The organism is Stenomitos frigidus ULC18, from assembly GCF_003003795.1.
Classification (GTDB): Bacteria; Cyanobacteriota; Cyanobacteriia; order Leptolyngbyales; family Leptolyngbyaceae; genus Stenomitos; species Stenomitos frigidus_A.
In genome coordinates this window covers 14,354-27,867 of sequence record NZ_PVWK01000077.1, presented here as the reverse complement: position 1 = coordinate 27,867, position 13,514 = coordinate 14,354, and the positions used below count along the sequence as shown (strand labels likewise).

General features: G+C 51.5%; 10 protein-coding genes and 1 tRNA gene. 7 read left to right on the top strand and 4 right to left on the bottom strand.

The window, feature by feature from the left end; all coding sequences use genetic code 11:
* Positions 1–438: 438 nt before the first annotated feature.
* Together C7B82_RS13025 and C7B82_RS13020 are read right to left on the bottom strand one after the other, a co-directional pair.
* Positions 439–510: transfer RNA gene (locus C7B82_RS13025), tRNA-Val, on the bottom strand.
* Positions 511–606: 96 nt separating this feature from the next.
* Positions 607–1,710 (bottom strand): hemolysin family protein, encoded by a 1,104-nt coding sequence (locus tag C7B82_RS13020; RefSeq protein ID WP_106256721.1) that lies wholly within the window; start codon positions 1,708–1,710, stop codon positions 607–609.
* Positions 1,711–2,090: 380 nt separating this feature from the next.
* Between C7B82_RS13020 and pcrA the strand changes: the two genes are divergently transcribed.
* From pcrA to C7B82_RS13000, 4 genes are all read left to right on the top strand, one after another.
* Positions 2,091–4,484: a DNA helicase PcrA gene (gene pcrA, locus C7B82_RS13015; protein ID WP_245939869.1), complete on the top strand. Its 2,394-nt coding sequence runs from the start codon at positions 2,091–2,093 to the stop codon at positions 4,482–4,484.
* A 6-nt stretch (positions 4,485–4,490) separates the two neighbouring features.
* Positions 4,491–5,114 carry a chemotaxis protein CheB gene (locus C7B82_RS13010; RefSeq protein ID WP_106256719.1) on the top strand — a complete coding sequence of 208 codons (624 nt, stop codon included), beginning with the start codon at positions 4,491–4,493 and terminating at the stop codon, positions 5,112–5,114.
* Positions 5,115–5,474: 360 nt separating this feature from the next.
* On the top strand, positions 5,475–7,277 hold the full coding sequence (locus tag C7B82_RS13005; RefSeq protein WP_106256718.1) for a CheR family methyltransferase: 1,803 nt from the start codon (positions 5,475–5,477) through the stop codon (positions 7,275–7,277).
* Positions 7,274–8,554 carry a PAS domain-containing sensor histidine kinase gene (locus C7B82_RS13000; RefSeq protein ID WP_106256717.1) on the top strand — a complete coding sequence of 427 codons (1,281 nt, stop codon included), beginning with the start codon at positions 7,274–7,276 and terminating at the stop codon, positions 8,552–8,554. The genes C7B82_RS13005 and C7B82_RS13000 overlap by 4 nt, the downstream gene beginning before the upstream one ends.
* 187 nt (positions 8,555–8,741) lie before the next feature.
* Here C7B82_RS13000 and C7B82_RS12995 read toward each other — a convergent pair whose 3' ends face one another.
* Positions 8,742–9,785, bottom strand: a complete 1,044-nt coding sequence (locus C7B82_RS12995; protein ID WP_106256716.1) for a cysteine hydrolase family protein — start codon at positions 9,783–9,785, stop codon at positions 8,742–8,744.
* Positions 9,786–9,925: 140 nt separating this feature from the next.
* Here C7B82_RS12995 and C7B82_RS12990 point away from each other — a divergent pair, with 140 nt between their 5' ends.
* Together C7B82_RS12990 and C7B82_RS12985 are read left to right on the top strand one after the other, a co-directional pair.
* Positions 9,926–11,797, top strand: a complete 1,872-nt coding sequence (locus tag C7B82_RS12990; protein ID WP_219904333.1) for a tetratricopeptide repeat protein — start codon at positions 9,926–9,928, stop codon at positions 11,795–11,797.
* Between the two features lie 159 nt (positions 11,798–11,956).
* A complete protein-coding gene (locus tag C7B82_RS12985; protein WP_106256714.1) occupies positions 11,957–12,145 on the top strand; it encodes a hypothetical protein in 189 nt (62 codons plus the stop codon).
* Between the two features lie 100 nt (positions 12,146–12,245).
* Here the strand turns inward: C7B82_RS12985 and C7B82_RS12980 are convergent, their stop codons facing one another.
* The gene (locus C7B82_RS12980) at positions 12,246–12,596 is read right to left on the bottom strand and encodes a cupin domain-containing protein (protein WP_106256713.1); all 351 of its coding nucleotides are present in this window, start codon (positions 12,594–12,596) and stop codon (positions 12,246–12,248) included.
* 12 nt (positions 12,597–12,608) lie between these two features.
* Here C7B82_RS12980 and C7B82_RS12975 point away from each other — a divergent pair, with 12 nt between their 5' ends.
* The gene (locus tag C7B82_RS12975) at positions 12,609–13,427 is read left to right on the top strand and encodes a type 1 glutamine amidotransferase (RefSeq protein ID WP_245939868.1); all 819 of its coding nucleotides are present in this window, start codon (positions 12,609–12,611) and stop codon (positions 13,425–13,427) included.
* Positions 13,428–13,514 lie beyond the last annotated feature (87 nt).

Genomic DNA, 13,514 nt, shown 5'->3' with positions numbered 1-13,514 from the left:
AACGATTTCGGTTTCCCTCGAAATTGGCTCATTCATGAACCGTTACATACCTGAGCTTTGTAACCCTCAGCTACTTAGATCTGGGAATGAAGTGCTAAATTTGCCCTCGCCCTAGCTCTAGCTCTTTGGGAGAGGGGACAAGAGTTCCTGCTTCTTCTTGGGAAAAAGCGTTGGAGATGAGGTGAATTCCTCCCTGCACTTAGCAACGACAAACAATCCATACCAAGAATTTCCACTGGTACGGAATTAGTACGTTAAAATTCTAGCTAAGGTGGATTGAAAGGAGCGCCTGCCTTACAACGGCGCATAACGACAAGAATCTGTTAACGGTCGGATTTCTTGGACTCGACGACAAAGAATCGTTATGGTGACACGAAATTGTTAATAACGACACGATTCTGTTAACGACGACAAATAGCGTGTTACCTGACAGTTGGATGGGCAGTACAAGATTCGAACTTGTAACATCCTGCTTGTAAGGCAGGCGCTCTACCGTTGAGCTAACCGCCCGCAAAGTGAACTTTGAGCACAGTTGACTATATTAGCAGACGTCTGCGCAATTGTTAAAATTCTCTTCGAAATACTAGCCGTCTCACCGTTATGGCCTTACAAAGAGAGCCGCCCGGTGCGTTCTCGCTGGAGCGCGGGAGTACTGCGAGTTAGATTGGCACGATGGGGGAAGTCACTTTCATCGTAGATTTCGCCGACTAGTTCTTCCAAAATGTCTTCTAGCGTCACCAGACCGACAGTGCCGCCATATTCATCCACCACGATCGCGATGTGCAGGCGTTTTTGCAGCATTTCTTTCAGCATGTCAGCGACGCGCTTTGTATCGGGCACATAAAACGGTGGAGCCATTGCCAGCGTGACTGAGCCATTGGTTTGGTCTTCCTGACGTAGCTGATTGAGTTGCTGTAATGCTCGTTTGAGATTCACAATGCCGACAATCTCATCTTTTGACTCTTCCTGCACGGGAATGCGCGAATAGCCCGTTTCCAAGCAGAGCGCTACCAGGTCTTGCAAGGTTGCTTCACGTGAAATGGTACGCATAGCAATCCGAGGCTTGACGACTTCTCTCACGCTCAGGCGGTCGAGCATCAACGCCTTGTTCAACATCTGATGCTGATCCAGATCCAGTTGTCCCTTGCCGCCCAGGATCTCAATCATTAATTCCAAATCTTGTAGCGATTCACCCTGCTGCACCACACCACTTTGAAAGGTGCGAATGGCAGACTGGGTAATCTTTTCAAAGAGTTGAATGACACCCAGGAGTGCCAGCACCCTCGACAGCCAGTAGATTGGCTGCACGACCAGCGTGAAAATCGGCATGACGTTATTGATTGCCAGCGACTTCGGCACAATTTCGCCGAAGGTCAAGGTCAAAAACGTGACAACAAACGTGGCTACCCCGATCGATTGATTGCCAAACCACAGGCTAAAGAGGTTACTCGTCAAAATCGCCGAAAAGTTGTTAACCAGCGTATTACCGACCAAAAGGGTGGTAATAAACCGTCGCCGATTGTTGAGCACCAGCGTAAACGTGCGGCTGGGATCGCCTTGTTCTTTGATCAACGCCTTCAGCTTCAAATTGTCCAGGGCTGTGATCGTTGTCTCTGAGCCAGAGAAAAACGCGGATAGCAGCAGCATCAGCACCAGGGCTGCCAGATCGACCCGAACATCTCCCAAAAGCGGACCCATGTCGGAAGCCATCAACAAGTAGGAAGAGGTAAGCAAAATCACAGAATGCCTTAAGGCAATACCGAATTGAACGCGGGCAGAAAGTTATTTGTTGATGATAGCTTTCCTCTTCACTAGCTTCCATGCGTTTTTCAAGACATTTGAGAGAAAGGGGCGTGGGGAGATAAAAGAGTGAAGGGTGAGAGGCAAGTTGATTCTGACTGCTGACTGCTGACTGCTGACCGCTGACTGCTGACTGTTGACCGCTGACTGCTGAAGGCTAAAGGCTAAAGGCTAAAGGCTGAACGCTCAATCAACTCAAAACTTTCTCACCCCTCACCCCTCACTCCTCACCCCTTACCCCAATCTCTTCAACGGGATGCGAGCGAGATGCGATACCCTTTAGAGGAGCAATGTACCTTCAAATTGCCGATCGCCCTACTGCTTTCATGACACAAACGATAGATTTTCTGGCTCATCTAAATCCTTCACAGCGGCAGGCAGTCGAGCATTACTGCGGGCCTCTGCTAGTTGTTGCGGGGGCAGGCTCTGGCAAAACGCGTGCGTTAACCTACCGCATTGCCAACTTAGTGCTGACCCATCGCGTTGATCCTGAAAATATTCTGGCAGTCACCTTTACAAACAAGGCCGCCAGAGAGATGAAGGAGCGGATTGAACGGCTGTTTGCCGATCGCGAGGCGCAGAGCCAGTTTGGCAAGCCGCTGGATTCACTGCCGCCTTACGAACAAACGAAGCTCAAAGCGAAGGTCTATAAAACCATTACGAAAGAGCTGTGGATTGGCACCTTTCATGCGCTCTGTGCAAGGATTTTACGTCTTGACATCGAAAAGTATCAGGACGACAACGGTCGCAGTTGGAAGCGCAATTTCTCCATTTTTGACGAGTCCGATGCCCAAAGTCTGGTGAAGGACATTGTGACGAACAAGCTGAACCTGGACGACAAAAAGTTCGATCCGCGATCGGTTCGTTTCGCCATCAGCAATGCCAAAAACCAGAGCTGGTCGCCACAGGATCTCGAACGGGAGCAGCAGAATTATCGTGGGCGCGTCATCGCCAACGTCTACAGCATGTATCAGGATGCGCTGGTGGCGAATAATGCGCTGGACTTTGATGACCTCATCTTGATGCCCGTTAAGCTCTTTCGTCAGAATGAACAGGTGCGAGCCTACTGGCACAGCCGCTTTCGTCACATTCTCGTAGACGAATATCAGGATACCAACCGTACCCAGTACGACTTTATTCGCCTGCTGGTCACCAATAGCGACAGTACGCAGACCTTTGACAACTGGGAGTACCGATCGGTCTTCGTGGTGGGTGATGCCGATCAATCGATCTATTCGTTTAGAGCCGCCGATTTCACCATCCTGATGGGCTTTCAGAAGGATTTTGGCGATCGCCTGCCCGATGACGACACGCGTACGATGGTCAAGCTAGAGGAAAACTATCGCTCGACCGAAAACATTCTCGCTGTTGCCAATCACCTGATCGACAACAACACCGAGCGCATCGACAAAGTGCTGAAGCCCACGCGGGGCAGCGGCGAACCCATTTTTTGCTATCGTGCTGACGATGAGAACGTCGAAGCCGAGTTTGTAGTGCAGCAGATTCGCACGATGGAGTCAAAGCACCCAGAATTGCACTGGGGTAAGTTTGCGATTCTCTACCGCACGAATGCGCAATCCCGTGCGTTTGAAGAAGTGCTGGTGCGTCATGACGTGCCGTACAAAATTGTGGGCGGACTACGGTTCTACGATCGCAAGGAAATCAAAGATGTGCTGGGCTATATGCGAGCGATCGCCAATCCTGCCGACACCGTGAGCCTGCTGCGGGTGATTAACACGCCTCGACGGGGCATTGGCAAGGCAACGATCGACTCGCTCGTCAAAGCCTGCCAGGAACTCGATATGCCGCTGTGGGAGATTCTGGTCGATGAGACCTCGGTGAAAACCCTGGCAGGGCGCTCGTCAAAGGGCGTGCTGAGCTTTGTACAGATGATTCAGAAATGGCGATCGCAACTAGACACGTTGCCTGCCAACCAGATTGTCCAGGGCATTATGGAAGATTCGGGCTATGTGCAGGACTTGAAAACGCAGGGCACCGACGAAGCCGAAGAACGCGTACAAAACGTCGGCGAACTCTACAATGCGGTGTTGCAGTTTGAAGAGCAAAACACCGACGATCCTAGCCTGATCGGGTTTCTTGCCAGTGCGTCTCTGTCGTCTGACCTGGATAATCTTGAAGAAGAAGTCACACGCGTCTCGCTGATGACCCTGCACTCCTCGAAAGGACTGGAGTTTCCGGTGGTCTTTCTGGTGGGACTGGAGCAAGGCTTGTTTCCCAACTTTCGATCGCTCGAAGACCCGGCTGCTTTGGAAGAAGAACGTCGTCTTTGCTATGTCGGCATCACCCGCGCCCAGGAGCGGCTGTTCGTCTCCTATGCTCGTGAGCGCAGGCTGTATGGTAATCGGGAACCCGCCAGTCCGTCACTCTTCTTAGCAGAGCTGCCAAGAGAGTTGCTGCAAAGCAATGTGGCAACGGCGATCCCAACCCGTTGGACGAAATCAGGAAGCCAGGGAAACGGCAGTAGCACAGAGACGGCCTCTCTACCTGACACCCATGAAGATGATTGGACAGTGGGCGATCTCGTTGTCCACAAAGCCTTTGGGAGCGGTCAGGTGACCCACATTTTTGGTGCTGGAAATAAAATCTGCCTCGCCATAAAGTTTTCCGGCATGGGTCAGAAGATTGTTGATCCCAAGCTCACTCCCCTGCAACGCGTGGAGTAACCACATGTGAACGCCCCAGCTGATGGAACTAACACCCGTCCCAGACCGTTCGCGAACGCTGCCTTTGACCTTGTGGCAGTAGCAGCTTCAGCCGGAGGTCTGAGGGCGCTGAGTGAGGTGCTTTCTGGCTTACCGATTGATTTTCCAGCCGCAACTATGGTGGTGCAGCATCTTGACCCCAACCATCGATCGCTGATGGTGGAAATTCTCAATCGGCGCACGGTGTTGCCCGTGCAGCAGGCGCACGCAGGCGATCGTCTTCGTCCTGGTGTCATTTACATTGCGCCGCCCAACTATCACGCCTTAGTGAAACTCGATGGCACTCTTGCCCTGACGCAATCGGCACGGACGAATTTTGTCCGCCCCTCTGCCGATCGCCTGTTTGAGTCAGTGGCCGCTAGTTATGGAAAACGCGCGATCGCGGTTGTGCTCACAGGCACGGGGAAAGACGGCGCGATGGGTATTCAAGCCATCAAGCAGCAGGGCGGTCTAGTGATCGCCCAAGACAAAGCCACCGCAGAATACTTTGGGATGCCTGAGGCAGCAATCCAGACGGGTATGGTGGATTTTGTGCTGCTGCTGACTGACATTGCAACGAAGCTGATTGCTTTGGTTGAGTCTAAGTCTTAGGACTTGTTAAAAAATAACTGCACACTTTTGGATTAGCTATCAGCTATCAGCTATCAGCTATCAGCTATCAGCTTTTCTCTGATGGCTAGCCGCTGATGGCTGACCGCTACAGTCCATGACATTATTTCTTTAGAGTCTCTTAGTCGAGGCTCAGATTGGGGCTCGACTAAGAGACTCTAAGTAAATGTGTAGAGATAACACAACACATGTCGAATGGTTGTTTGATATGCGCTGGAGGGATGGGATCGTTAAATAACACTACGCTAGGAGTAAACACGGAGCTAGGAGTAGATCTGCCCTCCAATGACCTTACCGAACTGACTTCAATGATTCACCTATCCTCATTGAGCCCCTAAAAACTTGAATCCAAGTGATGACGATAAAGCGTTTGAAGCGCTCCTGGACTATTTGAAGCGATCGCGGGGGTTCGACTTTTCGGGCTACAAGCGGTCTAGCTTTCAGCGGCGCGTGCAAAAGCAAATGCACCTCAGAGGCGTTGCGTGCTACGAAGACTACATTGATTATCTGGAAGTACACCCAGAGGAATTTGTCAGTCTTTTCAACACGGTTTTAATCAACGTCACCAGTTTCTTTCGGGATACGGCTGCCTGGAGCTATTTGCAAGAGCAGGTGCTGCCCTCGCTATTGCAGGCCAAACCAGCCAATGCGCCCATTCGCATCTGGAGTGTGGGCTGTGCATCGGGCGAAGAAGCCTACACGGTGGCCATGATTTTGACCGAATTACTGGGAGCCAGCGAGTTTCGGCAGCGCGTCAAGATCTACGCCACCGATGTCGATGAAGAGGCACTGGCCCAGGCTCGTCATGCCACCTACAGCCAGCGCGATTTAGAGCCACTGCCAACCGGGTTTCAGGAACGTTACTTTGAGTTGGTTGGCGATCGCTACACCTTTCGAGCCGATTTACGCCGTGTGGTGATTTTGGGTCGCCATGACCTGGTGCAAGATGCGCCCATTTCGCGCCTGGATTTGCTGGTCTGCCGCAACACGCTGATGTATTTTAATGCAGAGGCACAAACCCGTATCCTGTCGCGGTTGCACTTTGCGCTCCGCGATACAGGGGTGCTCTTTTTGGGTAAGGCAGAAATGCTGCTGACCCATACCGACCTCTTTACGCCACTTAACCTCTCACATCGCATCTTCGCCAAGGTACCCAAGCTGAGGCCACGCGATCCCTTCTCTGGCTCGACTCAAACGGTAGAAGACACGGTGATCGGTCAGTTGTCTGTCTATACAAGGCTTCGAGAACTGGTCTTCAACACCCTGTCAGTGGCACAAATTGTTATGGATAAGGACGGCAAATTGGTGCTAGCAAATGCCCTTGCCCGATCGCTCTTTGGGCTGCACGACAACGATCTGGGTAGCCCACTGCAAAATCTCGAACTCTCCTATCGCCCCTTAGAGCTACGGTCTCGCATCGAGCACGCGTATGGCGATGGTCGATCGCTCACGGTGAACGATGTGGCTCGCTACCTGCCCGATGGTGCCGTGCAATACCTGGACGTGCGCTTCACGCCGCTACAAGAAGACGGCGATCGACTGGGCATGAGCATCAGCTTTACGGATGTCACCCAATATCACGCCCTGCAAACTGAACTTCAGCGATCGAGCCAGGAGCTCGAAACGGCGAACGAAGAACTCCAGTCCAGCAATGAAGAGTTGGAAACGACCAACGAAGAACTGCAATCCACTAACGAAGAGCTAGAAACGACCAACGAAGAACTCCAGTCCACTAACTCCGAACTACAAGCCATCAACGACGAACTGCACCAGCGAACCAACGAGGCAAACCAGGCAAATGCGTTTCTACAATCCATTCTTGCGAGTATTCGAGCCGGTGTGGTCGTGATGGATAACCAGTTCAACGTTCTGAGCTGGAATAAACAAACCGAGAACCTATGGGGGCTAAGCAGTGACGAAGTGGCAGGCCAGTCGTTTTTTAGCCTGGAGATTGGGTTGCCCGTTGACCAACTAAGCGAAACGATCCGCAGGTGCATTGCCGGAGCTGATCAGTTAGAGTCAAGCATCGATGCAGTGAACCGTCGGGGGCGATCGTTTCGCTGCCATGTGACTTGCAATCCGCTGATTGGTGCCGAGCAAGTCCGTCAGGGTGTGATTCTCATCATGGAGGAAGTAGCAGCATGAACGACATCGAAGGAATGGGAACGAAGCTACACAACGCCCAGCACCGTGTCGAAATTCTGTCTCACAATGCCGAAACGTTCCTTAACCAACCGGAGCTACTCTCGACGGTGTTGGAAGAACTTGCTGTTGTGTTAGAAGAAGTCGAGCAGCAGTACGAGGAAGTGTTGATCACTCGTCAGACGCTAGAGAGCAAGCGACAGCGCTATCAAGAACTCTTTGACTTTGCGCCGGATGGCTATCTTGTGACCGATGCCAACGGTGTGATTCAAGAGGTGAACCAGGCGGCAACCAGTTTATTTGGGATGCGGCAAGAGTTTTTGCTTCACAAGCCCCTGGCGATCCTGGTGGCTGATGCCGATCGACGGGCGTTCCGCACCTACTTCAGTAGCTTACAGACAACGCCACAGCAACGCAATTGGGATTTTTGTTTCAAAGCACGTCAGGGTGAAACGTTTCCGGCTGTCATCACGGCGTCAGCCATGCGGACTGCCCAGGGCGCGCTGACGGGCTGGCGCTGGTTGGTGCGAGATATCACAGAACTGAAGCAGGCAATGGCTGATCAGAAAGCATTGGTGAGCCAAACGGCGTTGGATAATCTGCGCTCTAACTTTATTCAGGTGGTGTCGCATGAATTTCGCACCCCCATGACGGTCATTTTGACAGCGCTAGAACTGCTGATGCACTACAGCAAGGCAGCTGGTGCTGATGACAAGCAACAAAGCTATTTCGATCGCATGCGACAGGCAATTTGGCGCATGAATACCCTCATCAATGATGTGCTGCTGTATGCCGATGCTGAAGCGGATCTCGTCTCCTTTAATCCTGCACCGCTCAATTTAGCCACCCTTTGTGCAGAGCGTATTCAAGCACAACAATCTCGTGATCACGATCGCCATCTCATCACACTCAGCAGTAACGGAGCCTGTGATGCAGTCTATGGCGATGAAGCACTGCTAGAGCAAATGTTTGATCGCCTACTCTCCAACGCGATTACCTACTCGCCAGTGGGTACCCCAGTGTGCGTGACGTTGCAGTGTGAGCGCGATCGCGCCTGCATCAGTATCCACAATGAAGGCACCTATATTCCTCCAGAGAACCAAGCCAGACTGTTTGAGCCGTTCTATCGACAAGAAGATACGGCCTATATCCCTGGTGCAGGGTTGGGGTTAACCCTTGTCAAGCAAGCGGTCGATCAGCATAATGGTGAACTAAACGTGGAAAGTAGCGTCAACTTAGGCACCACCTTCAGAGTCACGCTGCCAGGGCTAGAGGTTTAACAGGCTGACGCAGAAACCCGGTTTCTAATGCTTGGACGATCGTGCTGCAACAAACGTCCAGCGCTTTCAAGTCCAGGCCTCGATCGCGAAACCTGCAATTTGCTCAAAATCGCAAGTGTTCCGAGTCAACAGCAGGTCTAGAACACTACCTGACATTCGCCTTGTACGGTTCCCACAACGGCTGACTTTACCGCTTGCCGATCCAGGACGAAAGCGTATCAGTTGATTGAACAATCTGCATCCCCGCAGCAGCAAAGCGCTGGAAGGCGGCATCTGCCTGCTCAGTGAAGTCCACCACACCAGGGACGACGACGGGTGAAGTACAGTCTTCTAGCAGAAACACTTTTTTTGCCAGGGCTGGGTCTTGTGCCTGAATTTCGGTGAGCAAATCGTCGATCGTCCAGGCGACGCAATGACTTTTTGCCTGCCCAGCAATGATGACCGCATCAAAGTCCAGGAGAGTTTGGATGAAGCGGGTATTTTTTTGCGCGATCGCACTCCCATCCGCACCGTCCAACACTTCAGGACGTAGCACCGAGTAGTTTTCGGTCAAGGGATTGCCGCCTTTGATTTCAAAATGGGTCTGGCTGCTGCGGGCAATGTTATGGAAAAAGCAGGCTTCCTCGACGGCTGAGACGAGCGCATGACCGATGCCACCCAGCATGGAGTGGTAAGGCCAGATCGTCAGCGGATATTTGCCGTTGTCGCTGAGGCGTTGGGTGTAGTGGAGCGCAAAGGCTTGCAGGGCTGCGTAGTCGCTGTTGGCAATGCTGCTGGCGATCGCGGGATTTACGTTCCACTTGCCATCCTTCACCTCATCAAAAGCAATCATCGTCATCGGGGGTGGATTCTTGCCAGCTTTGTCTACCCAAAACACTGGATGGAAAATTTGCGTCGCGGTATGGGTATCGAGCGTGGGCGCGATCGCCGTAATGACACCCAGGTTGCGGTAGATAAATTCACACAGCCGCACGTTGTCTGCCACAGCACCGATGCCCGATCGCCCACCCACAAAGAGCTCAAACTCAGGAATGCAGAAGGTGTTTTGAGCATCAATAATGAGCAAACACACGCGAGTTTGATCCTTCGCCGCTGGCTCTAGCCCGTGTTGCGCTGCCCAGTCGGTTGCTTGAGTCGCACGATCGCCATAAGGTACTCGCCAAACTTCACCCACACGCTGGGCATCAAAGAAACTAGGAATCGGCAGCTGAGTCGTGGTTTGTGTGACCATAACGCTCACTCATTGAAATGGTGATACAAGTCTAAGCAAAGATAGAGCAGATTGGCGGGACTCCTCTAAAATCGGGCATCCCTAGAAACCCGGTTTCTGGTAGCTTGGATGCAGGATTTTTTGCAGCCAATGAAATGAGCATGACAGATAGCGCTGTTTTCATCTCCAGCTCCAGCCGCGATCGCGTGGATCATGATGTATTCATTTCCTATTCTCGGCGCGACAGTGAGTTTGCGCGTCACCTCTTAACGCGACTCAAGGGCGAAAACCGCGATGCCTGGGTCGATTGGCAAGCGATCGAAGCCGCAGAAGACTTCTGGCAGGCGATCGAAGTTGGCATTGAAGCCGCCAACACCTTTGTCTTCATCCTCAGTCCCGATTCGGTGACATCGAAATACTGCAATCAAGAAATTGACCATGCTATCAAGCACAACAAACGGTTGATTCCAGTCGTTTGTCGCGATGTGGACGTCACCGCTATCCATACGGCACTGCGCCCCCTGAACTGGATTTTCTTGCGAGAAACGGACGATGACGCTGCTTTTGCTCAACTCGTCCGAGCGATCGACACCGATTTGCCGTACGTACGGATGCACACCCGCTTGCAGGTAAAGGCGATCGAGTGGAACAAGCGCGGACGCGATGACAGCTTTCTGCTACGCAAACGCGATCTATCGGATGCAGAAACCTGGTTCGGTGGCAGCACTGGCAAGGAACCTACGCCCACAGCGCTTCAGCATGAGTACATCACCACCAGTCGCACCGCTGAGGATGAGTACAATCAACTGCTGACACGGGGAGAGCAAGCAAGGCAACGGGTGAAGTGGGCGGCGATCGTGGTACCTGTTGCAGTGGCGATCGCATCAGTTGCAGGAATTTTTGCCTTCGTTGAGACTCAGAAGGCAAATGTTGCAGTGCAAACCGCGACATTTGCTGAAAAAAGGGCGATCGATGCTGAAAAAAGAATAGCGCTTGCGAATCAAAGGGCGATCGATGCAGATCAAAACGCGAACCGGGCAGATCAAAACGCGAAAAATGCGGAAACAAAGCGAAAGGGTGCGGATCAACAGCGAAAGCTTGCAGAAGCAAAGTTGACAAGTGCAGAAACCCGGCAAGTTGATGCCGAACGGAAGGCAACTCAGGCTGAACAGGCGCAGCAACGGGCACAGGTAACACTGAAAAATCAAGAAACAAAGCTCATCGCCATTAATACTGATTTACAGCAGAAAAAGCAAAGCCTTCGTGATGTGTGGCGCTTTAGTGATGCTTGGGTTGAAAGTCTCCAAGGGCGCAATGAAAGCGCACTCAAGATCCTGAACACTTTGCTTCAACGAAATCCCCGGAATACGTTTGTACTTGTGGGACAGGGTTTCGTGTATGGGAGGCAAATGAGGGATTACCGTAACGCCGAGGCGGTGCTGAGACAGGCAACCCGAATAGACCCTGAGGACCCAATTGCTTGGTTGTTTTTGGGTAGTACACTGTCTGACCAGAAAAAACTTGATGAGGCAATCGAGTCGTTCCAGAAATCAATCAAACTCGACTCTAGCAACGTTCAAGCTTATAACAATTTGGGCTATGCGCTGTATCAACATAACAAGCTTGATGCAGGAATTAAAGCGTGGCAACAGGCAATTAAACTTGATGCCCAAAACGCTATGGCTTACTACGGTATAGGCAATGCGTTGTATCAACAGAATAAGCTTGATGCAGCGATCGCTGCTTTTAACAAAGCGATCGCGCTTGACCCAAAATTCGCTGGAGCTTACAACAACCTGGGTAATGCGCTGAAAGACCAGAACAAACTCGACGAGGCAGTCGAGAAGTACCAGCAGGCAATCAAGCTTAATTCAACTATGGCTGCGCCATATGTTGGTCGAGGTGAAGCCTACTTCAAGCTCCAACGATATACAGAAGCATTGGCAGACTTGAATCGAGCTATTGATGAGCTGGGCTATAAGAAAGAGCGGGTTTTGAAGTTGCGGGAGCAGGTGAGGAGGGAGATGAAATAGTTATGAGTTATGAGTTATGAGTTTTGAGTTGGGGAGGAGAGGGCGTGATGGAAGGGATAAGGGATGAAGGATAAAGGATAAAGGGGGAGGAAAGGCGATGAGGGGCGATCGCGTATAAGTAAAGCGTTAAACTAAATTCAAACAGTGCTGGACAGTGGCATGAGAACGATCGAGACGACAGCAACGATTACCGAAGATGGGCAACTCACTCTGCAAGTGCCGCCCGATCTTTTGCCTGGTCAGTATCGCGTTGTGATTGTTATTGATGAGCAGATGGAATTACCGCTGCCTCAAACTCAGGTTGATCCCTTGATTAGACTCTTTGTCGGCTCTCCTGTGGGCACATAGCTAGAAATATCCTGCCTGAGATAATGAAAGCGCAGCAATCCGTGACCTGAGACAACGGTTAAGCAGCAGCACATAACGATCGCAGATGAGCACGATCGAGCTAACTCGAAGCTGGCTCAACCCGAAGCCCAAAGTACGTGAGCACGAGATCCGTCGAACCCGTGTTGCAAATCTCGTGTTTTTCGCCCACGTCTACTGCAACGCAAGTGCCACTTTGCAGCGAGTAGGGTGCATCATTAATCCAGATCGTACCTTCACCGGATTCGACGAAAAAGACCTCACACATATTTGAGTGGCTGTGGGCATTAGCAATTTGCCCTGGCGCAAAGCGAGCCTGCGAAAAGTTGGTCAGGTGAGGCAGTTCACCCAGGCTGAGCATGACCTTTTTTTTGATGGCTGGATTGTGTGAAACGGCTTGTTCAGGCAGGGTAGAAAGAGAGGTAACTTTCATAGGGTAGTTGCGATGCACAAAACTACCTTCTACCCTACCCTCACTCTCACTCACTGCAAGGCGACTCAGAATCCATCAATGACCAAACAACGTGCTCAGCTCAAGATCCTTCTGCTGCAAATTCGGGATGATGCGGAGACGTGTCAGGAAGAGTTAGACGAGTTTGTGCGCTACAGCCATCTCAATGCTCAACAGTTTACGGTGCTGAATGCCTTTACCACGCCTGAGTTTGACGTAACCTGCATGGATGGCTACGATGCGCTGTTCGTTGGTGGTTCCAGCGATGCCTCTGTGACGCAGCCAGAACAGTATCCATTCGTCCAACAGGTGAACCGCTTATTGGTTTACTGTTTAGAGCAAAGCATTCCCGTATTTGCGTCTTGTTTCGGCTTTCAGGCGGCGATCGAAGCGCTGGGAGGAACGGTGATTCTCGATGTTGCCAACATGGAAATGGGCACCTATCCGCTGCAACTTACCGAAGCCGCATCAGTGGATGTGCTCTTCCACGATGTGCCCAACGGTTTTTGGGCCGTGTCAGGGCATAAAGAACGTGCCCTTTCCTTACCTGAAGAAGCCATTCTCCTGGCCTATTCAGAACTCTGCCCCTATCATGCCTTCCGCATCGCAGACAAACCGTTTTACGGCTTCCAATTTCATCCCGAAATCGATCCAGCCGATCTAAAGGTTCGCATCACGCGCTACCAGAAGCGTTACTTAGACAGTGAAGCTGTATTGGATGCCATTCTGCAAAGTCTGCAACAAACACCGATCGCGAACCAGTTGATCAAGAAGTTTGTCGATCGTATTTTGTTGGGGGAGGCTAAAGGCTGAAACTCCTCGTTACGATCTTCCATTCAAAACTCAGAACACCTCTCACCTCTCACCTCTCACCTCCCACCTCTCACCTCCCACCTCTCA